The sequence below is a fragment of the Pseudomonas sp. NFACC02 genome, assembly GCF_900110765.1.
Classification (GTDB): Bacteria; Pseudomonadota; Gammaproteobacteria; order Pseudomonadales; family Pseudomonadaceae; genus Aquipseudomonas.
The window spans coordinates 152,084-171,767 of sequence record NZ_FOEO01000005.1; the positions used below are offsets into that span (position 1 = coordinate 152,084).

At 58.6% G+C, this 19,684-nt stretch carries 29 protein-coding genes; 26 read left to right on the forward strand and 3 right to left on the reverse strand.

Annotated elements, in window-relative coordinates; translation table 11 throughout:
* The first annotated feature begins 51 nt into the window (after window positions 1–51).
* Entirely contained in the window at window positions 52–378 is a 327-nt protein-coding gene (locus BMY73_RS06960) for an MFS transporter (RefSeq protein ID WP_092406011.1), read from the forward strand.
* Window positions 375–731, forward strand: coding sequence for a hypothetical protein (locus BMY73_RS06965; protein WP_092406012.1), 357 nt, complete (start codon window positions 375–377; stop codon window positions 729–731). Before BMY73_RS06960 ends, BMY73_RS06965 begins: the two co-directional genes overlap by 4 nt.
* A gap of 104 nt (window positions 732–835) precedes the next feature.
* Here BMY73_RS06965 and BMY73_RS28275 read toward each other — a convergent pair whose 3' ends face one another.
* Window positions 836–1,126 carry a hypothetical protein gene (locus BMY73_RS28275; protein ID WP_175500143.1) on the reverse strand — a complete coding sequence of 97 codons (291 nt, stop codon included), beginning with the start codon at window positions 1,124–1,126 and terminating at the stop codon, window positions 836–838.
* A 131-nt stretch (window positions 1,127–1,257) separates the two neighbouring features.
* Between BMY73_RS28275 and BMY73_RS06980 the strand changes: the two genes are divergently transcribed.
* The 22 genes from BMY73_RS06980 (at window position 1,258) to BMY73_RS07085 (ending at window position 17,788) form a co-directional block, all read left to right on the forward strand.
* A complete protein-coding gene (locus BMY73_RS06980) occupies window positions 1,258–1,743 on the forward strand; it encodes a proteasome subunit beta (protein WP_092406018.1) in 486 nt (161 codons plus the stop codon).
* Entirely contained in the window at window positions 1,691–2,314 is a 624-nt protein-coding gene (locus tag BMY73_RS06985) for a putative metallopeptidase (RefSeq protein ID WP_092406020.1), read from the forward strand. Before BMY73_RS06980 ends, BMY73_RS06985 begins: the two co-directional genes overlap by 53 nt.
* 31 nt (window positions 2,315–2,345) lie before the next feature.
* A complete protein-coding gene (locus BMY73_RS06990; protein ID WP_092406022.1) occupies window positions 2,346–2,822 on the forward strand; it encodes a DUF2280 domain-containing protein in 477 nt (158 codons plus the stop codon).
* Window positions 2,794–4,095, forward strand: a complete 1,302-nt coding sequence (locus BMY73_RS06995) for a terminase large subunit domain-containing protein (protein ID WP_092406024.1) — start codon at window positions 2,794–2,796, stop codon at window positions 4,093–4,095. The genes BMY73_RS06990 and BMY73_RS06995 overlap by 29 nt, the downstream gene beginning before the upstream one ends.
* Window positions 4,092–5,510, forward strand: coding sequence for a DUF4055 domain-containing protein (locus BMY73_RS07000; RefSeq protein WP_092406026.1), 1,419 nt, complete (start codon window positions 4,092–4,094; stop codon window positions 5,508–5,510). Before BMY73_RS06995 ends, BMY73_RS07000 begins: the two co-directional genes overlap by 4 nt.
* Window positions 5,485–6,570: a minor capsid protein gene (locus BMY73_RS07005; protein ID WP_092406028.1), complete on the forward strand. Its 1,086-nt coding sequence runs from the start codon at window positions 5,485–5,487 to the stop codon at window positions 6,568–6,570. The genes BMY73_RS07000 and BMY73_RS07005 overlap by 26 nt, the downstream gene beginning before the upstream one ends.
* Before the next feature lie 73 nt (window positions 6,571–6,643).
* Window positions 6,644–7,372, forward strand: a complete 729-nt coding sequence (locus BMY73_RS07010; protein WP_092406030.1) for a hypothetical protein — start codon at window positions 6,644–6,646, stop codon at window positions 7,370–7,372.
* A 12-nt stretch (window positions 7,373–7,384) separates the two neighbouring features.
* Window positions 7,385–8,338, forward strand: coding sequence for a major capsid protein (locus BMY73_RS07015; RefSeq protein WP_092406032.1), 954 nt, complete (start codon window positions 7,385–7,387; stop codon window positions 8,336–8,338).
* Window positions 8,339–8,383: 45 nt separating this feature from the next.
* Window positions 8,384–8,809 (forward strand): CTP synthase, encoded by a 426-nt coding sequence (locus BMY73_RS07020; protein WP_256571041.1) that lies wholly within the window; start codon window positions 8,384–8,386, stop codon window positions 8,807–8,809.
* Window positions 8,810–8,812: 3 nt separating this feature from the next.
* Entirely contained in the window at window positions 8,813–9,313 is a 501-nt protein-coding gene (locus tag BMY73_RS07025) for a DnaT-like ssDNA-binding protein (protein ID WP_092406036.1), read from the forward strand.
* A gap of 37 nt (window positions 9,314–9,350) precedes the next feature.
* A complete protein-coding gene (locus tag BMY73_RS07030) occupies window positions 9,351–9,599 on the forward strand; it encodes a hypothetical protein (RefSeq protein ID WP_092406038.1) in 249 nt (82 codons plus the stop codon).
* 38 nt (window positions 9,600–9,637) lie between these two features.
* Window positions 9,638–10,006, forward strand: coding sequence for a hypothetical protein (locus BMY73_RS07035; RefSeq protein ID WP_092406040.1), 369 nt, complete (start codon window positions 9,638–9,640; stop codon window positions 10,004–10,006).
* The gene (locus BMY73_RS07040; RefSeq protein WP_092406042.1) at window positions 10,003–10,659 is read left to right on the forward strand and encodes a hypothetical protein; all 657 of its coding nucleotides are present in this window, start codon (window positions 10,003–10,005) and stop codon (window positions 10,657–10,659) included. The genes BMY73_RS07035 and BMY73_RS07040 overlap by 4 nt, the downstream gene beginning before the upstream one ends.
* Window positions 10,656–11,066 carry a phage tail terminator-like protein gene (locus BMY73_RS07045; protein ID WP_092406044.1) on the forward strand — a complete coding sequence of 137 codons (411 nt, stop codon included), beginning with the start codon at window positions 10,656–10,658 and terminating at the stop codon, window positions 11,064–11,066. Before BMY73_RS07040 ends, BMY73_RS07045 begins: the two co-directional genes overlap by 4 nt.
* Before the next feature lie 68 nt (window positions 11,067–11,134).
* Window positions 11,135–11,785: a phage tail protein gene (locus tag BMY73_RS07050; protein WP_092406046.1), complete on the forward strand. Its 651-nt coding sequence runs from the start codon at window positions 11,135–11,137 to the stop codon at window positions 11,783–11,785.
* A 3-nt stretch (window positions 11,786–11,788) separates the two neighbouring features.
* Window positions 11,789–12,181, forward strand: a complete 393-nt coding sequence (locus tag BMY73_RS07055) for a phage tail assembly chaperone (RefSeq protein ID WP_092406048.1) — start codon at window positions 11,789–11,791, stop codon at window positions 12,179–12,181.
* A 17-nt stretch (window positions 12,182–12,198) separates the two neighbouring features.
* Window positions 12,199–12,492: a DUF1799 domain-containing protein gene (locus BMY73_RS07060; RefSeq protein ID WP_092406049.1), complete on the forward strand. Its 294-nt coding sequence runs from the start codon at window positions 12,199–12,201 to the stop codon at window positions 12,490–12,492.
* A 10-nt stretch (window positions 12,493–12,502) separates the two neighbouring features.
* Window positions 12,503–15,679: a phage tail tape measure protein gene (locus BMY73_RS07065; protein WP_092406051.1), complete on the forward strand. Its 3,177-nt coding sequence runs from the start codon at window positions 12,503–12,505 to the stop codon at window positions 15,677–15,679.
* 1 nt (window position 15,680) lies between these two features.
* On the forward strand, window positions 15,681–16,019 hold the full coding sequence (locus tag BMY73_RS07070; protein ID WP_092406053.1) for a phage tail protein: 339 nt from the start codon (window positions 15,681–15,683) through the stop codon (window positions 16,017–16,019).
* Window positions 16,020–16,028: 9 nt separating this feature from the next.
* Window positions 16,029–16,778 carry a phage minor tail protein L gene (locus tag BMY73_RS07075; protein ID WP_092406055.1) on the forward strand — a complete coding sequence of 250 codons (750 nt, stop codon included), beginning with the start codon at window positions 16,029–16,031 and terminating at the stop codon, window positions 16,776–16,778.
* A 2-nt stretch (window positions 16,779–16,780) separates the two neighbouring features.
* Window positions 16,781–17,545 (forward strand): C40 family peptidase, encoded by a 765-nt coding sequence (locus BMY73_RS07080; protein WP_092406057.1) that lies wholly within the window; start codon window positions 16,781–16,783, stop codon window positions 17,543–17,545.
* A gap of 24 nt (window positions 17,546–17,569) precedes the next feature.
* Complete coding sequence (locus BMY73_RS07085; protein ID WP_092406059.1) at window positions 17,570–17,788, forward strand: hypothetical protein; 219 nt, start codon at window positions 17,570–17,572, stop codon at window positions 17,786–17,788.
* Here the strand turns inward: BMY73_RS07085 and BMY73_RS07090 are convergent.
* Window positions 17,769–17,981, reverse strand: a complete 213-nt coding sequence (locus tag BMY73_RS07090; protein ID WP_092406061.1) for a hypothetical protein — start codon at window positions 17,979–17,981, stop codon at window positions 17,769–17,771. The genes BMY73_RS07085 and BMY73_RS07090 overlap by 20 nt on opposite strands.
* A gap of 177 nt (window positions 17,982–18,158) precedes the next feature.
* Between BMY73_RS07090 and BMY73_RS07095 the strand changes: the two genes are divergently transcribed.
* Both BMY73_RS07095 and BMY73_RS07100 read left to right on the forward strand, forming a co-directional pair.
* Window positions 18,159–18,581 (forward strand): hypothetical protein, encoded by a 423-nt coding sequence (locus BMY73_RS07095; protein ID WP_092406063.1) that lies wholly within the window; start codon window positions 18,159–18,161, stop codon window positions 18,579–18,581.
* A 51-nt stretch (window positions 18,582–18,632) separates the two neighbouring features.
* On the forward strand, window positions 18,633–19,214 hold the full coding sequence (locus BMY73_RS07100; protein WP_092406065.1) for a tail assembly protein: 582 nt from the start codon (window positions 18,633–18,635) through the stop codon (window positions 19,212–19,214).
* 3 nt (window positions 19,215–19,217) lie between these two features.
* On the opposite strand, the gene BMY73_RS07105 is transcribed toward BMY73_RS07100, so the two are convergent.
* A complete protein-coding gene (locus BMY73_RS07105) occupies window positions 19,218–19,583 on the reverse strand; it encodes a hypothetical protein (protein ID WP_092406067.1) in 366 nt (121 codons plus the stop codon).
* Between the last annotated feature and the right edge of the window lie 101 nt (window positions 19,584–19,684).

Below are 19,684 nucleotides of genomic sequence, written 5' to 3' on the forward strand. Positions count from 1 at the left end.
TCGGCCGGATAGCAACTAAATATTTCATAGTGGCCGCACGGAGTCGAGCGCATGGAATTCTTTCATCGCCTGCTCGACAAGTTCGACTGGCTGATTGCAGGCCTATTCGGGGCCCTCGTTGCCACACGCTGGCATAAGGATGACCTGACTGATCGAAAGTCATGGCTCCTGTTTCTTTTCACAGGCATGGCCTGTGCGCACTACCTGACTGGAATGGTCAGCTCATATTTTGGAATCATCGAGCCACGCAGTGTCGCCGGGGTGGGCTTTCTGTTGGGTACGTTCGGCGGTTCGCTCATGGCTGCTATCACCAGAGCGATCAAAGCCGCAGACCTGTGGTCGTTTATCCGGAGCAAATTCGGAGGACCAAGCCAATGACATTCGAATACCTGAACGCGTATGCCGCTGGCTTCATCGCATTCTGGGCAACCTGGTGCGCGCTAAGTGGGAAGGTCCGCGATGGTGTTATCGGCAAGATCCTGTACGCAGTGATCGCCATCAGCGGTTACGCCATTCTCGCCCGGTCTGACCGTTTCTTTTTCACGCCGAACTCAGCGGGGGTAACGATGCACGTTGCGTTGGCTTTGGCCGGATTGCGTCACATGTTCATGGTCACGTATTGGCCAGCGGTGAAGCGTTGGATCTGCGCCCGACTCAGTTGTGAAGGGTGCTTGCGTGATGATCGATTCGGCAGCGAGCCGGGAAAGGTCGAGCGCCGGAAGCCGAGGTAACCCGCGCCACATATTCAGTTACGCCCATTTCGTGGCGCGCACATTGGAGCAACCAAATGCCAAGAGCACCGCAAGCCGTACCCCAACCCCAGGTACCAGAGCCCTCAGCGGCCATCGATGTGAACGCGGAGGTCGGCCATCTCGACCGAGCCATTACGACCGCCCTCAACGCGGCCGTCGCTGGCGGTCTGCCCAACGGCTATATCGTCGCAGTTCTCCATGCTCATGCGTTGAAGCAGACGCAGCTGCTGCTGGGCTGAGCTATGGGCGATCAAAACGGTGAGCACGTCCATTGGTACGACGATGGGCGCGGTATGCGGGAGGTGATCCTGGATGGCGATCTGCGCAAGAGCGTGATTTACGCCGACGTCAAGGCCGGCGTAATCGTTGCGCATGACCTGCCGCTGAAAACGAGCGACGGGGAGACTGTCGACATCCACGCAGAATGGGGCCAGGTGAGAGTCATCTACTGCGGTGGCTACGCACGGTCAAATCAAACATTTCGAATGGGCGAGGGGCCTATCCTGTGACGACCATCGCCTACAAAGACGGCGTCATCGCCTATGACTCCCGCATCACTCGCGGCAGCATCATCGATTACGACGACTACGAAAAGCTGGTCGAAGCCCAAGGCGTGAAGTTCATCCTCACCGGCGCGACTGGCGATTTTCCCCGGTTGATCAGCGCCTACTTCGGGGCGGTCGAGAAGAACGTAGATGCGAATGCGTTGGCGTTCGATGGCGAAACGATTTGGCAGGTCGGGCACAACGATACCGACGGGCTATGGAAGGCCGCCATCCGACAGGACCGGAGTTTTGCCATCGGCAGCGGTACTGCTCACGCGCTTACTGCCATGGACATGGGTGCTACGGCTGCTGAGGCGGTGGAGATGGCTAAGAAGCGAGACACGAGCACGGGCGGGCAGGTTCGTCTGTTGATTCTTTCAGTAGGGCAACCAGATGAGCAGACCAGTACCGCCGGCATCACTGCTGGAACTGTCGGAGCTCTCTGACTTCGGTATCCGCCTGACTCCTGCACCTGAAGTGTGGGAATGGATTCAGGCCGAGATCCTTGCCGATATCGGCAGCATTCACAACGAAGACCACGCGCACCTGGTCGACGCAGACATCGCGGTGATGTGGGCATCGTCCAGCTTCGAGAAGGCCGGGCGCTTCGTATTGGGCCAGGCCGAGCAGGTGGCATTCCGCGCCGGCGGTTGGCAGAAAGCCCGGATGGAACAGCAGATGCGTGATTGGTTCGGCGATGTTCCGACCTTCATCATCACTCTCGCTGCCGACTACTGTTCGACTTGCAGCGACACCGAGTTCTGCGCGCTGATCGAGCATGAGCTTTATCACCTGGCCCAAGCCACTGACAAATATGGTCAGCCTGCATTCACCCAAGACGGTGCGCCCAAGTTGAAGCTTCAAGGGCACGACGTCGAAGAGTTCGTCGGCGTGGTCCGCCGCTATGGGGCGAGCACTGAGGTGCAGGCCATGGTCGACGCTGCAAACAAACCCGCCGAGTTGGGGAAACTGAATATTTCGAGGGCCTGCGGAACCTGTCTGCTCAAGTCGGCCTGAAGTGAGACAGGCATGAGACGGATGGAAATCTATGGCAGCCCTGAAAAGCGATGTGAAAGCCTTCATCGTTCAGGCTTTGGCGTGCTTCGACACTCCAACACAAGTCTCACAGGCGGTGAAGCAGGAATTTAACGTTGATGTGACCCGCCAGCAGGTTGAACAGCACGACCCAACCAAGCGAGCAGGCGTGAACCTGGCGAAGCGCTGGGTGACGCTATTCGAGGACACCCGGAAGCGGTTTCGTGAAGAGACAGCAGATATACCGATCGCGAACCGTGCGTTCCGGTTGCGGGCCATGAACCGGTTCGTTGAGAAGGCGGAGACGATGAAGAACATCGTGCTCGCCATGCAGATTCTGGAGCAGGCCGCCAAAGAAACAGGCGACATGTACGTCAACCGGCAGAAGAAAGCCGATGCTGACGATGAACCAGTTGTCCCTACCGCCGTGTCGGTTCATGTGATTGATGCGAGGAAGCGGGATGCCGAGCCTGAACGTTCCCCAGGCTGATTTCCTCCAGCTACCGCACAAATTTCGTGGGTTCGTTGCAGGATTCGGTTCGGGCAAGACGTGGGTGGGTTGCGCGGCTCTCTGCAAGCACGTCTGGGAATGGCCTGGTATCAACTCAGGCTACTTCGCTCCGACTTATCCGCAGATCCGAGACATCTTCTTTCCGACCATCGAGGAAGTGGCTTACGACTGGGGCCTGAAGGTCCGGACCAAGGAAAGTGACAAAGAGGTCGATTTTTACAGCGGCAAGCAGTACCGCAGCACCACGATCTGCCGGTCGATGGAGAAGCCACAGACAATCGTCGGCTTCAAGATCGGGCATGCCTTGGTCGACGAGCTCGACGTGTTACCTGCGCTCAAGGCTCAGCATGCCTGGCGCAAGATCATCGCGCGGATGCGTTACAAAGTGCCGGGCCTGAAGAACGGTGTAGATGTCACGACGACGCCCGAGGGCTTCAAGTTCGTCTATCAGCAGTTCATGAAGCAGATCCGCGAGAAACCCGCGCTCGCTGCCATGTATGGCCTAATCCAAGCCAGCACGTTCGATAACGAACTGAACCTGCCCGACGACTACATCCCATCGCTGATGGAGTCGTACCCGGCGCAATTAATCCGCGCTTACCTGAATGGCCAGTTCGTCAACCTGACGTCCGGGTCGATCTACCACGCGTACGACCGCAAGCTGAATCAGTGCTTCGACACTGTGCAAGCTGGTGAGCCGCTGTTCATCGGCATGGACTTCAACGTCGGCAAGATGGCCGCGATCACTCATGTGAAGCGCGATCAAGGCATGCCGCGTGCGGTTGACGAGCTCATGAACGGCTACGACACGCCGGACATGATCAAGCGCATCAAAGAGCGCTACTGGCGCTACAACGGCAACGACTTCGAGAAGACCTGCGAGATCCGGATTTATCCGGATGCCTCGGGCGACTCTCGCAAGTCGGTGAACGCCAGCCTGACGGACATCGCCATGCTCAAGCAGGCCGGGTTCACAGTGATTGCGCCAGCAGCAAACCCGCCGGTGAAAGACCGGATCAACGCCATGAACGCCATGTTCTGCAATGCACAAGGTGAGCGCCGCTACAAGGTCAACCCGTTCACATGCCCAACCTACGCCGATGGCCTGGAACAGCAGATATGGGCGCCGAATGGCGAGCCAGACAAAACGCAAGGCAACGACCACGCGAACGACGCGGGCGGCTACTTCATCTACAAAGATTTTCCGGTCATCAAACCGGTTACCTCCCTCAAACTTGGATACGCCCGATGACAAACGACGTTTCCTTCAAGCGGCCCGAGTACATCGAGGCGCTGGACCGCTGGATGACCGTTCGGGACGTTTGCGCGGGCCAGCACCGCGTCGTGGACCGGCTACCGTACATCAACCGCCACGACAAGACCGAAGAGAACATCGAGCGCAACAAGTCGTACCGCGAACGCGCCGTCTACAAGAACGCCACTGGGCACACCCGGAACGGGTTGATCGGCCTGGCGTTCCATAAGGACCCGACGCTGACGGTACCGAAGGCGCTGGAGTATCTACAGGACGACGCCAACGGCGCGGGTGTCAGCATTTACCAGCAGTCGCAAGCCTCACTTGAACGCGTGCTGGAGACCGGCCGACATGGCCTGTTCGTGGACTTCCACGAAGACGGCGGCATTGGCGGGCATGCAGTGATCCTTACCTACAGCGCCGAGGACATCATCAATTGGCGAACCGGCATGGTAGATGGGCACAACGTGCTAACCATGGTGATTCTGCGCGAGATGAAAGAAGAGGCTGACGGCTTCGGTCTTAAGTGCACTGAGCAGTTTCGCGAATTGGCGATTGGTGAGGACGGTCTTTACGTGTGCCGTGTCTGGCGTCGAAAAGGGCCCCGTGGAGGCGGACCACTGGAGGTCGTCGAGGAATACCTGCCCAAAGGGAAGGGTGGTCGCCTCAAGGAGGTCCCGTTCACCTTCATCGGCGCCCAGAATAACGACCCGAGCATCGACGAGGCGCCGCTTTACGATATCGCCATGATCAACCTGGGCCACTTCCGCAACAGCGCCGACTACGAAGACAGTGTCTTCTGGTGTGGACAAGCCCAGCCATGGATCAGTGGCGTGGATGAGCAGTGGCTTGCGATGGCCCGCAAAGAAGGGGTCTACGTCGGCTCCCGCGCTCCTATCCCGGTCCCCGCGGGCGAGCAGTTCGGATTTGCCCAGCCCCAGCCCAACACCCTGGTGAAAGAGGCGATGGCCGACAAGAACCAGATGATGATTGAGCTTGGAGCGCGCCTTGTTGTGGCTTCGCTTACTGCCAAAACCGCTACGGAGTCCCGTGGCGACCAGTCCGCAGCAACATCTGTGCTGGCCATCTGCGTGTCCAACATCAATGAGGCCTACACCCAAGCATTAATGTGGTGCGGCCAGTTCATTGGAGCATCAGGTAAGACGGCGTATCAGGTGAACCAAGAGTTCGTCGAGCTGACGGCTGATCCGCAGATGATCACAGCGCTTGTGGCGTTGTGGCAAAGCGGCGGCTTTGCCAAGGCCGACCTACGCGGCTACCTTCGCAAGCTGGGTCTGATCGCACCAGAGCGCACTGATCAGCAGATCGACAGCGAGCTGCAAGAACAGACCGATAATCTCGGCCTGGATGACGAGGACTTGAATAATGGCGGTCAACCAAGCGGTACTTGATGCCACGATTCGACACTCGGTGTTCTTGGAGAAGCTGAAGGCCGGTGAGGTCAAGAAGTTTGCACCATTCCTTAAAGAGATTGATCGCGCTGTGCGCGAACAGCTGACCAAGTCAGACCTGACCGAGTACAGCGTCAAGCGGCTAAACAAGCTGCTCGATGAGGTCGACAGCCTGCTGCTAGGAATCTTCGATCGATACACTGATCAGCTGAGTTTGGATCTCATTGACCTTGCGAACTACGAGGCTCAGTTCGAAGCCACTGCATTGGGGCGTGCGGCTCCGGTTGGCGTGACGTTTGATGGGGTGATCCCGACGGCCGCAGCCATCCGGACAGCAGTCTTCAGCAATCCTTTGAGCGTACGGGGGGCCGGCGGTGGCAAGCTGCTGAAGTCATTCATCACGGATTGGTCAACAGCGGAGCGCGACCGCGTCAACGGCGCCATTCGGCAGGGCTTCTTTGAAGGCCAGACCAACTTTAAGTTGATCCGAAGGATTCGGGGCACCAAAGCAGCAGGCTACAGCGACGGCATCCTCGCTACGACGAGTCGTAACGCAAGCACAGTCGTCCATACCGCCATTCAGCACGTTGCATCTCAAGCGCGGATGGAGACGATCAAGGAAAACACCGATGTGGTGTCCGAGATCGAGATGGTCGCTACGCTTGACAGTAAGACGAGTCAGCAATGCAGGTCCATGGACAAGCGCAGATTTCCCGTAGATTCCGGACCGCGACCACCATTTCACCCGAACTGTCGGACGACTTTTGTCCCTGTGACAAAGTGGACCAAGTTTCTCAGCAAGGACGCCACACGCGCCTCTGTAGGGCCGAACGGAGGCGATCAGGTCGCTGCCAGCCTCAGCTATTACGATTGGCTCAAGCTCCAGCCGTCCGCTTTTCAGGATCAAGCGCTAGGTCCGATCCGAGCGAAATTGTTCCGGGATGGCGGTTTGACGCTCGAGCGCTTTTCCGAGCTGCAGCTTGATCGGAATTTTCTGCCGCTCACGCTGGATCAAATGAAGACGCTTGAGCCTTTGGCCTTCGAGCGGGCCGGTATCTGAATTCATTCACCGCCTTTGGGCGGTTTTTTTATGCCCGTCAGGCGGGCTGACCAAACCCAAGGGGTGCATCACCGTGGCAGAAGAAAACACCATCGACTTGGAAAACCCGGAAATCAAAGCTGCCATTGAAAAAGCAGCTGAAGCGTCAGTAGCCGGTTTGAAAACCAAAAACGCAGAACTGCTGAGCAAGCTGAAAGAAACCTCCGGCAAGTTGACTCAGTTTGAAAGCCAGTTCGAAGGCGTCGACATTGAGGCTGTGAAAGGGCTTCTAAGCAAGGCTGGCCAGGACGAAGAGACCAAGCTCCTGACCGAGGGCAAAGTCGACGAGGTATTTAATCGTCGCACCGAGCGCTTGCGCGGTGACTACACCAAGCAACTCAAGGCTCTGGGGGAGCGTGCCGAGAAGGCCGAAGCATTCGCCGCCAAGTTCCAGGGCAAAGTTCTGGGCGACGCTGTTCGCGGTGCTGCACTCAAAGCTGGCGCTCTCCCAGAAGCCACTGACGACATCATTCTGCGCGCCAAAGGCGTGTTCTCCCTGAATGCGGAGGGTGAAGCGATTGCGGTCGACGAAGAAGGCTCGCCGATCCTCGGTAAAGACGGCAAAACCCCTCTGACTCCGCTCGAATGGGCGGAATCTCTGCGCGAAAGCGCACCTCACCTGTGGCCAAGGGCTTCGGGTACGAATGCCCCGGGCGGGGGTGGCGGCCAGGCTGCACTGAAGCGCTCCGAAATGTCAGCCACGCAAAAGCGCGACTTCCAGCGCAAGCACGGCCAAACCGCATACCTGCAATTGCCCAAGTAAGGGGACCAATCCATGGCTACAACTGTGAACAGCGATCTGATCATCTACAACGATGAAGCCCAGACCGCATACCTGGAACGTGTCCAGGACAACCTGGACGTTTTCAACGAATCGTCCAACGGCGCGATCATCCTCGACAACGAGTTGATCGAAGGCGACTTCCGTAAGCGTGCCTTCTACAAGCTGGCAGGCTCGCTGGATCACCGCGACGTCCACTCCGAAGCCAAGGTCGTGGCGAAAAAGATATCGGCCGGGGAAGCCGTTGGCGTCAAGGCGCCGTGGAAATACGGCCCATACCAGACCACCGAAGAAGCGTTCAAGCGTCGCGGGCGCCCGGTGGAAGAGTTCTCCCAGATCATCGGCCAGGACGTGGCTGATGCGACCCTGGAAGGATTCGTTCAGTACGCCACTGCGGCGCTGCGTGCATCGATCGGTTCCAACGCCGCCATGGTGGTGGAAGCCAGCATCGAAACAGACGGCAAGAAGACCCTGACTCGCGGCATGCGTAAATTCGGCGACAAGTTCGGCCGTATCGCGCTGTGGGTCATGCACTCATCTGCCTACTTCGACATCGTCGACGAGGCGATCACCAATAAGGTGTACGAAGAGGCCGGAGTCGTGATCTACGGCGGTCTGCCGGGCACGCTCGGCAAACCTGTCCTGGTCACTGACACCGCGCCGGTCGACGTGATCTTCGGCTTGCTGCCAAACGCCGTGACCATCACCGAGTCCCAAGCTCCAGGCTTCCGCTCGTATGAAGTCAACGACGAAGAGAACTTGGGCATCGGCTACCGCGCGGAGGGCGTCGTCAACATCGACGTGCTGGGCTACAGCTGGAAAGAGTCCTCCGGCGGCGCCAACCCATCGTTGGCCGCTGTCGGCTCGTCCGCCAACTGGGTCAAGCACTCCAACAGCGACAAGGTCACTGCTGGCGTGATGATCGAGCTCACCCCAGCAACCCCATAAGCCACCGCAACGGCGCGGCCAGTAATGGCCGCCATGGAGATCTTCATGGAACTCGTATACAGCAATCAGAAAGCCGACTTCGACCCTAACAAGCGCTATCGCAACCCGGACTTGTTCCGGAACGTTGAGCGCGGCGTGACCAAGGTCACTGTCGTCGGCGACTACCCTGAGATCGTCGAGGCCTACAAGGCTCTTGAAGTGGATGTGGAAGTCGAAACTCGCAAGACCCCGGTCAAGGGCAAGGCAAAAGCTGCTGATAAGGCTCCGGCGAAGCCAGGCAAAGGCCAGAGCAAGCAAGAATCAAACGGCACCCAGAACGACGGTACCGAAGATGAGCCCGTCTACATTCCGAAGCTGGAAGCGGACAACCAGTGGATCATCATCACCCGTGACGGTGTACGATTCAGCGACTTCGCCGGTGATGAAGCCGCCGCCAAGGCCGAAGCTGACCGCCTGAACACCAAGGACTGACCCATGCTCATCGTTGAAGACGGTACCGGCGTATCGAATGCCGAAAGTTACGCATCTGCTGAGGATCTGGCTGCCTACGCCGTCAAGTTCGGTGTAGCTATCCCGGCGGACGAGCTCGCGCAAGAGGCGCTGCTACGCCGGTCCGCTTTGGCGATGGATGGAATGACCTGGAAAGGCCGCAAGTCCTCCGGCGACCAGGCTTTGGCCTGGCCTCGCCGAGAGGTTCGCCTTGATGGCGAGAACAAGCCGGAGCGGTATCTGCCGGCGCGCATTCAGTACGGCCAGATGGCTCTGGCCGCTGAGATTTACGCTGACGACATCGACCCCATCGATAAGCGCAAAGGCGCTGTGATCAAGGAGCGAGTCGAAGGCGCGGTGGAGCGTGAGTTCGCGACAATCAGTACCACCAGTTCGCGGCTGCTGCCTGCGGCGCCGGATCGACCGAGCGCGACACAGTTTGCGGATTACCTTCAAAAGCGTGGGTTGTTCGCGGTTAGGGCGTAATGGTAGCGTCAGCGTCCCATTCAAAAGGATGCGCGTTATGAGTGACTCGGCCCAAAAGATCGTTGACGACATCATGCGGCAAGTGGAAGAGGGTGATCAGCGGGAGCCTGGAAGGCGAACAATAAGCTATTCCTTCACCCTTACTGACCAGGAAGAAGTGAAGGCCGGGCCGCAGATCTATCAAATGTTTCTTTCTCGGCTTCATGCGTACTTTGGCGGTGCAAAAATCACATCGAAAGGCTACAGCGCTGGCGGCTACAACATTCTAGCCAGGGTTGATAGGTAGGTTCGCCTTACAAGTCCTGCAATTCTTCAGGAGCCCTCATGGCCTTCTACGACGAGATGGCCGTGATGGCCCTTGAGCTGATTACTGAGCTTGGTCAGCCAGTAACCCTTCGCGAAACGTTGAAAGGCGTCTACGACCCTGCCACCGGCAAGACCGGTCCTGATACGGTCACCGACCGAACTGCCCAAGGCATCCTGCTCGACTTCACCGGGCAAGAATTCCAGAACAACAGCCTGATCAAGACCGGCGACAAGAAGCTGAAGATAGCCGCAAGCGGCCTCAGTGCGCCGCCGAGCCTGCTCAGCAAGGTTATCGTCCAGGGCAAAACCCTGTCGATCGTCCCTCCCATGAAAGAGATCAACCCCGCCGGCACGCCATTGCTGTATGAATTGCAGGTGCGGTCATGAGCCGCGCGGGTGCCGGACAGTCCGGCAGCTTCGCGCTGAGCCTCGCCCAGTTTGCCGAGCAGGCCAAGGAAGCCATCGACGCCAGCCTGCGCGAAATTATCATCGAACTGGGCAGCAGCGTTATTCGCATGTCGCCCGTTGGCAACCCGGAGATCTGGGCGGCGAACGTGGCGCATCGAGCGAAGAACACCCGCGCCGCCGAAGACTACGACTTCAAGGTTGCCGTCCGGAACACGCTGATCAACCTAAACGACAGCAATTTCACCAAGTCCGGCAATCTGCGCAAGGGTGTGAAGTATGCCAAGCCGCTGACCAAGGCCGAGCGGGTGCAGAACTTCAATGTGAACGGGCTGGTGTCCGGCAAGGACTACGTCGGCGGGCGCTTCCGTGGCAACTGGATGTTCAGCATCGGTACGCCGGACAACACCACGACGGAGGAAGTCGACCCGAGCGGGCGCAAATCCACCGCGCGGATCGTCGACGGAGCGATCGAGTTCAAGGCAGGTGACACGGCCTATATCACCAACTCTCTGCCGTACGCGATCCCTTTGGAGTTTGGACATTCCCAGCAGGCTCCCGGCGGAATGGTCCGCATCACTGTCGCGCGCTTCCAGCAGATCGTGCTGGAGGCAATCAGGAATAACCAGGTATGAGCCACCAGATCATCCGACGCATCTACGAGCAGCGGCTTGCAGCCTGGGCGGCGCCGCGCGGCTTGCGGATCGCCTATCAGGGCGTGGCATTCGATCCCGGTGACGGCGAGACCTATCTGCGCGCCTTCACGCTGCCCGCAGGCACCGACACCCAGACGCTGGAAGGCGCCGACCGTGTCTACACCGGCGTGTTCCAGATCAGCGTCGTCACGCCGGCCGGTAACGGCACAGGCGATGCCGAAGGACTGGTCGATGACCTCGATGAGTTGTTCCCCACATTTCTGCGACTGAAGCAGGGTGACTTCACAGTGATGGTGCTGACGCCGGTCGAGCCCGGTCCTGCGATCGTCGATGACACCACACTCACCGTATCGGCTTCGTTCCAGTACCGGGCCGACCGAGCATAACCCGCCCGTTGGGCAACCCTGAACCCCGCCAAGTGCGGGGTTTTTCATTTGTGTACGAGGAAACCCCAATGAGTGCCATTCTTCCCAACGGCTCGATTTTCGAAATCGCTACGGCCTACAGCGCGCCGAAGGCTTTCACCGCCATTACCAACGCCAAGCCGCCTGAGGCCACTTCCGCCGCGCACGGCTTTGATGATGGTGATGTGCTGGTCGTGACATCGGGCTGGACCCGCCTGAACGACAAGGTCGTCCGTGTGATTGGCTCCGACACTGACAGTTTCGGGCTGGACGGGATCGATACCACCAAAACTTCCGTTTACACGGCTGGTTCCGGGCTCGGGTCTGTGCGCGCTGCCAGCGCCTGGGCCCAGATCAGCCAGATTACCGACAACAACAGCTCCGGTGGTGAGCAGCAGTTTGCTACATTCGGTTTCCTGGAAGAGTCCGACGACCGTCAGCTTCCGACGAACAAGAACCCGATCACGCTGACGCTGACGGTGGCCGACGACGACAGCCTGCCGTACGTTGCAGCGGTGGAAGCGGCCGACGATGATCGCGAGCCCCGCGTGCTGCGCCTGACGCTGCCGAATGGCGCGACCATCTACTACAACGCCTACGTCTCGATCACCCCAACTCCAACGCTCACCCGCAACAACGTCATGGCCCGCGTCATCACGCTGTCCCTGGCATCGCGTCCTACTCGCTACAAGGCGGCCTAAATCATGGCGACCAAATTCAAAATCGCTCAGTCCGCCACGTTCAAGGCGGACGTGGAGATCCCCCGCGTAGGCGGCACCACGGTGAAGGTGTCGTTCGAGTTCAAGTACCGAAATCGCAAGGAACTGGCCGCGCTATTCGCGGGCTGGCAGCAGGCGGCAAAAGATGATCAGGAGCGCTTCAAGGAAAAGGGCGAGGACATCACCCTGGTCGACATCACCGACGCGAACATCGAGCGGCAAATCGAGCAGGTTAGCGAACTGGTGGTGGGCTGGGGCTTTGAGGACAAGTTCACGCCCGAAGCGATTCGTGCCCTGGTCGAAACGTCCGCCGGCGCCGGTGATGCCATCGTCACCGCCTACCAGAACGCCTTCTCAGTCGCTCGCCTGGGAAACTGAGAGCGGTCGCGCGCCGGATGTCCGAAGCGGGCCCGTCCGATTCCGATCTGGCGGCCTTCGGCCTGACTCGGGCAGATGTGCCAGATGAAGAGTTCGACGTTTTCCCTGACGTCTGGCCCGCCTTCCTGGCGTTCAACGCCATGTCCACGCAGTGGCGGACCGGCTTTGGCGGCGCCGTCGGCTTGGACTACGGCGTCATCCGCGACGTGACCGCCTTCCTCGGATTTACCAAAAAACAGACTGCCAGGCTTTTTCCAGACCTTCGGGTGATGGAGGCCGAGGCGTTGCTCGTCATGAGCGAATCGAAATAGCGGAGCACTCATGTCGGGCACAATCGCTGAACTCGGGATAGCGGTGGATTCGGGTGATGCCGTTCAAGCCGCGACCGATCTGGACAAGCTGACCGAGGCCGGGGCCAAGGCGGAGAAAGCGGCCGACGATGTCACCACCGGCTTCAAGAAGACCGCCGATGCGGCTGACAAACTGGCAGAGGCCGAAGCGCGTGCCGCCCAGGCAACTGCCGACGCAAAGGCTCGGCTGATCGAGGTGGCGAGAACCTCGCTTCAAAACAGCGAGTATTACCAGCGGCTGACGACGAGCGTCACCAGCACTTCCGGCGCGATGGATGCCAGTCGCGATTCGACTGCCAGCCTCGCAGCATTGCAAAAACGCCTGCAGGCTGAATCTGACGCTCTCGTCGGCACGAATCAGCAGGGTGCGAAGGCGGCGAAAGATGCGGCCGCGGCCACCGGTGTGCAGGCCGAGGGTTTGCAGGCGCTGCTGGGCAAGATCAGCCCGACGCTCGCCGCGCTGCAAAAACTGGACGATCAACAGGAACTGCTGAACAAGCATCGCGCGGCCGGCAATCTTGGTGAGGATGACTTCAAAGCCTACTCGGCCGATATCGACACCGCGCGGCAGAAGATCAAGGGCCTGGGCGACGAGACATCGAAGTTCAGCCTGAACACCAAAGGCGCCCGTGAGAACGTGCTTCAGCTCGGTAACGCTCTGGCCGAAGGTAACTTCCGCGTCGCCGCGCATAATCTGCTGGAGATTGGCACAAGCGCTGGTACATCGGCGCTGCGTCTGGCCGCAATCCTTGCGCCCATTGCTGCGGTGGCAGCCATAGTCGCCACGCTTGGCGTCGCCTGGTACAAGGGTAGCGAGGAAGCCGACAGTTACAACAAGGCCCTCATCACCACCGGGAACGCCGCTGGAGTCAGTGCCAGCCAACTTGGCGGCCTGGCCCGTCAGGTCAGCGCCGTCGTGGGCACCACCGGCGCGGCCGCTGAAGTGCTTGCCACCCTTGCGGCCAACGGCAAACTCGCGGGCGACAGCTTCGGCGCGATCACCCAGGCCGCTGTCGGCATGCAGGAAGCGACCGGAACCGCCGTTAGTGCGACCATCGCCGAGTTCGTGAAGCTGGCCGACGACCCCGTGAAGGCGTCTGCCGCGCTCAACGAGCAGTATCACTACCTGACAGCGTCCGTTTACTCGCAAATTGCCGCGCTGGAAGAGCAGGGGGATCACGCTGCGGCTGTGAAACTCGCGACTGATCAATACGCGGACGCGATCAACGAGCGCACCCCAAAGATCCTTGAAAACTTGGGCTACTGGGAACGTGCTTACAATCTGGTTGCAAAAGCCGCCGATGGGTTGAAGAACGCTGGTCGCCGCGACCTAAACACCGATATCCAGAATGCGAGAGACAACCTACTCGAAGCGCAAAACATGGACGGCCTGTTCCAGAGCCAAAAGTCCAAAGATGCGCTCATCCAGTTTCGTCAGTCTCAACTCAATTTCCTGCTATTGCAGCGAGATGCTGATGAGTCACGCAGTAAGTATCTCGGCGACCAGGCGAAAGCTCAACAAGACTCGATCGGAGCTATGGCCAAGATCGACGCGCTCACCAAGTCTTCCTGGACCAATGAGCAGAAGCGCACCGAGGCGGTAAAGGAATACAAAAAGTGGCTCGACGACATCCGGAAGACCGATCCGAATGACTCCCGGCTCAACCAGGCGACCGTCGACAAGAACATCGCCAACATCAACGACAAGTTCAAGGACCCAAAAGGCCCGGCCAACCAGTTGAACCTGACCGGGTTCAACGATGCTCAGAACAACCTCAAGTCGATCACCGGCTACTACCAGAACCTGCAAAAAGAGCTGGATTCGGCGCAGAAAGCGGGGCTGGTATCGGCTGAGTCCTACAGCAGCCAGCGCGTCGCGATCGTTGAACAGGAGAAAGGCGACGTCACCGCAGCCTACGAGGCCGAGATTGCAGCGCTGCAGGCGGTGCGTGATAAGTCTTCGACCACGGGCCAACAGCGCATCCAGCTGGATCAGAAAATCGCTGACGCCCGAGCCAGCATGGTCAAGGCGCAGAAGGATGCTGACAGCCAACTGGAAGTGCTGGCCAACAACGAAAAGGGCCGGATCGACAAGCAGACGCGCTCGATCTCCCAGTACGTTCAAGCGCTGGATCAGCAGCAGAAAGCGTTAGAGCTTGCTGGGCAGCGCGCGGTGCTGGGAGTTGGTCGTGGCGATCGTCAGAACGCGCTCAACGCCGAGCTGAACAGCCAGCAAGATCGGTTTGCTCAGCAGTCGCTGGACCTGGCGAATCAGAAATCCGATCCATCGCGAAATATGTCGGATGAGGAGTTCGCCAAGAAGTCCCAGGCACTAGCCGACGCCAACAAAAAGGCGACTGACCAGATCCGGCAGAACTACGCGGACGTGCAGACCGCTCAGGGCGACTGGACCAACGGCGCGACATCTGCCTGGGAAAACTACCTCGACAGCGCGCGGGATATCGCGGGGCAGACTAAGACACTGTTCACCAACGCCTTCAGCAGCATGGAAGATGCCATCGTCAACTTTGCCATGACCGGCAAATTGAGCTTTTCCGACTTCGCGAAATCGATCTTGGCCGATATGGCTCGGATCGCGACCCGGCAGGCGTCGTCGTCACTTCTGAGCTCGCTGTTTGGGGCTGGCCTGAGCTACTTCTCGGGAGGGGCTAATGGGTTTTCGTCGGGCTCGGCGGCGGCAACGTCGTCCAGCCTGGGTGCTTCGCAGACAGGGTACTCGTCGACCTACTTCCCGCAGGCTGACGGCGGCGCCTGGCTCAACGGCGTGCATATGTTCGCCAATGGCGGGGCATTCACCAACAGCGTCGTCAGCTCGCCGACTGCTTTTGGCATGGCCAACGGCAAGTTGGGCGTCATGGGTGAGGCCGGTGATGAGGCGGTCATGCCTCTGACTCGGACTTCAACCGGTGCCTTGGGCGTTCGGGCTATCGGCGGCGGCGGTGGGTCGAACATCCAGATCAGTGCGCCGGTGAGCATCGTCACACAGGACCGCAGCTCTGAAGGCATGGAGCTCGATCAGACTGCCCTCGCGCAAAACCTGCAAATCCAGATGAAACAGGCGGCCGAAAAAGCCGTTGCTGATTCGTGGCGCCCGGGCGGCGTGAGCTTCCGACAAACAAGGACCTGATATGGCAATCGAAACGTTTACCTGGCCAACCCAGACGGGAGATTCGCCAGACATTGATTGGCGGGTTCGCAAGTCGCAGTTCGGCAACGGCTACGCCCAAAAGGTCGGCGATGGTCCGAATAATAAGATGCAGTCGTTCCCAGTCACCTACACCGGAACCAAGGCGAAGGTGCAGGAGATCATGGCGTTCCTTGATCGCCATGCTGGCGCTAAAGCCTTCAAATGGACAACGCCGTTGGGCGAAGTCGGCCTCTACACCTGTGAAAAGGCAGTTCCGACGCCTCTGGGCGGCGGGCAGTTCAAGCTCACCGCCACTTTCGACCAGGCATTTCACCCCTAAGGATTCACCATGCCGTTGATCAATGACCTGCAGGTTCTTGAACCTGGCAGTGAAGCGCTGTTGTTCGAGTTGGACGGCTCTGATTACGGGGCTGACGTTCTTCGGTTTCACGGTCACTCAATTCCGCACACCCAAGCCGAGATCATCGCGGCTGGTGATGACGCCGACCAACTGCCGGCGAAGTCGATCTGGTGGCAGGGCGAGGAGTACGGCGCCTGGCCGATGCAGATTGAGGGCATTGAGGCCAACGGCGACGGCACAGCGGTGCGTCCAACGTTGTCCGTCGGAAACGTGAATGGGCGCATCACCGCGCTGTGCCTGGCCTTCGAGGATTTGCTCGACTTCAAGCTGACCATGCGGCACACGCTGGTGCGGTACATCGACGCGGTCAACTTTCCAGAGGGCAATCCCGATGCAGATCCGACGCAGGAATCCATTGAAGTCTGGTACTTGGACCAGAAAACCAATGAGGACGGGGAGACCGTTTCTTGGGAGCTGGCCAGCCCGGGTGATGTGGGCGGTGAATCGATCGGCCGCCAGATGACCACCCTGTGCCACTGGTGCATGACCGGCGGGTATCGCGGTCCGAACTGCGGCTACACCGGGCCTTACTTCGACAAGGACGGAAATCCGACTGATAACCCAGAGCTTGACGAGTGCAACGGTCTGCTCACTACCGGCTGCGAGCCTCGCTGGGGCGCGAACAACGAATTGCCCTTCGGCGGCTTCCCGGCCGTATCCCTGATTGCACGGAGCTGACCATGCTGAAACACATCCTCAAGGCCGTGCAGGCGCACGCTGCCGCAGAGTATCCGCGCGAGTGCTGCGGACTGCTGATACGTGTCGGCCGCAAGCAGCAGTACATCCCGTGCGCCAATACCGCGACCGAGCCGAACGAAGAGTTCCTGATTGCGCCGGAGGATTACGCCGCGGCTGAAGACCAGGGCGAGGTGATCGGCATTGTTCACTCACATCCAGACGCCACCAGCCGGCCGTCACCGCGCGACTTGGCCATGTGCGAAGCGACCGAACTGCCCTGGCACATCCTGAGCTGGCCGGAAGGCGATCTGCGCACCATCGTGCCCACCGGAGACACACCGCTATTGGGGCGTCCTTTTGTGCACGGCGCTTGGGATTGCTGGCAGGTCTGCGCTGACTGGTACAAGCGCGAATGGGGGATTGAGTTCGATGCCTTCAAGCGTGAGGACGGTTGGTGGGAGCGGGCGGACGGCCCGAGTCTTTACGAACAGGCCTACGAGGCCGCTGGATTTGTGCGCGTCGGCACGCCGCAGCGCGGCGACATGATCGTGATGGAAGTAGGGCGCACCAAGCACCCGAACCACGCCGGAATTTTCCTTGGTGCTGATCCGCATTTGCCCAGAGAGCCGGTGGCGGTGCACGGAGCAGGGCCGTTTCTGCTGCACCACATGTACGGCAGGCCGTCCGAGATCATCGTATTCGGCGGGCCTTGGCATGACAGAACACGCCTGATCCTAAGGCACAAAGACGCAAGATTGCCAACTTAAAACGGCGGAGCCGTGGGAGAAGAGATGAGTAAATCTACGGAGATAATCCATTGCAAAATCGAGAGATTCAGTCTGAGTAAGCAGGAAATCACCGCCGCCTTGCGAAGAAAGTACGGCAGCGATCCTGCTTTTGATGAGGGAAGCATGACCGCCGCCCACCTGGAAACCCTGCTACCAAATGTTGAAGGCTACGGCGACACCACCTTCGAGTTCACTGTTGACCTCACGGCGCCTCGTCACTAACCGAACGCGCCTTTTGCGCCTCCTCAAGTACCACAAGCCTTTCGTCGATATCGGAAATTGCGGCCATAAGACGGTTGAAGCAGTCCGCTGCCGCCTTAGGGTCAGGCCTCCCAGATCCGTAGCCGCGCAGAGCCTGGTTCATCTTCTGCACAGCAGCACGAAGCTCGTGTACTACTTTATTGCTATTTGCCATATCTTTTCCTTAAGTCATTGAGCCGGTCCATGGGCTTGCAGGTAACGGGCCGGGGCTATTCGTTGGAGGCAAAAAACTACTATGCCGAGTACGTGCCCCGTTACTGATCGTTTGTCCAGCGCTGGATGGGCAGACAGCCCGGTGCTACCCTCGGCCCTTTCTCAATGAGGGATCATCATGCGAATTCTGATAGGGGCGCTGGCAGTTGCCCTGCTGGCCGGGTGCGCGTCAACCGCGATACCAGTAAGCCAAGCAGACTCTGTACCACCTGACGAGCTTTACGCGTTCCAAGTAAAGCCAAAGGGCGATAGCGGTAAGCTCACTGTGGTGCGGGATTCTGGAATGGTCGGATCTGGTTGCGACATAGTCGTTTACATTGACGGCCGCAAGGCAGCAAAAGTCGGCACTTCGCAGCGCGCCTCGTTCTATCTTCCGCCAGGTACTACCAATATTGGAGCTGGTCTTGCGGGTTCTGGGCTATGTGCCGGAGCCGCCATTCGCACGATCTCGGCAAACGTAACTAGCGGAAAAGAGAGCCTCTACCGCATCAGCGGAGACATGAGCGGCTTCTTCATAGGGCCATACGTCGACTATCAGTGATGTCTTTATATCAAGCCGCCTTCGGGCGGTTTTTTGTTGACCGGAGAAAACATGCAGCCAATGACCACGATAAAACTTTCAGGGTCTTTAGCCTCCAAATTTGGCAGGACCCATTTCCGGCTTCTCGACTCTGGACAGGCATGGGAGGCATTCAGAGCCCTCAAAGCAACCCTTGATGGCTTTGCGGAAGAAATCAAGCGATTGGACAGCCTGGGAATGCGTTTTGCTATTTTCAGAAACCGCAGGAACGTGGGCGAAAAGGAATTCGAGCTAGGTGGTACGTCGGAGTTGCGCATCGTTCCTATCATCGGAGGAAACAAACGAGGTGGCATTCTTCAGACGATAGTCGGCGCTGTGCTGATCGTTGCTGGCGCATTTTTATCGACTACCCCTTTCGGCACACCACTGATAGGTGCAGGTATCGGATTGGTAGCAGGCGGCGTCATCCAGATGCTCAGCCCCCAAGCCTCCGGCCTTAAGCAAAGCGCCGCGCCCGAAAACCTCCCGTCCTACGCCTTCGGTAGCGCCAAGAACACTACCGCCAGCGGCAACCCGGTCCCGATCTGCATTGGCCGCCGGCGCTGGGGCGGCGCGATCATCAGCGCCGCAATTTACGCCGAAGATAAATTATAAGAGCTAGTCAAATTTTCCGATCATGTCTTCACCCTCTTTGTAGCATTGCGTTAACTCATCAAGTGACGCTTTTCCAGCGAAGTAGTCAATCCTCTTAGAATTCAGACTTCGCCACGCAATTATGTATGCGTTATTTTTCTGCTGAGCTTTAAGGAAAGTTAGTACGGCCGTTGCGACTGCAACATAGACAACCAATATATCTTTGGTGGCGATGTTTATATTCGATGCTGCGATTACTGCGCATATTGTTGAGCTAACCCCTAAAACATAGTGGGCTACTGCCCATAATATAAAGCACCTATACCAATTTTCTAATGCTTTTTTTATTTGGGAAAGCGTTTCGTCGACATTTACTGGTGTAGTGCTCATGGCCGTGTTCTCCGTTTGGTGGTAAACCCGCCGAACGCAAAAAACCAGCTTCCAGAAAAATAAAGCTCATTTCTTAAATAACGTCAAAAAAATACATAAAT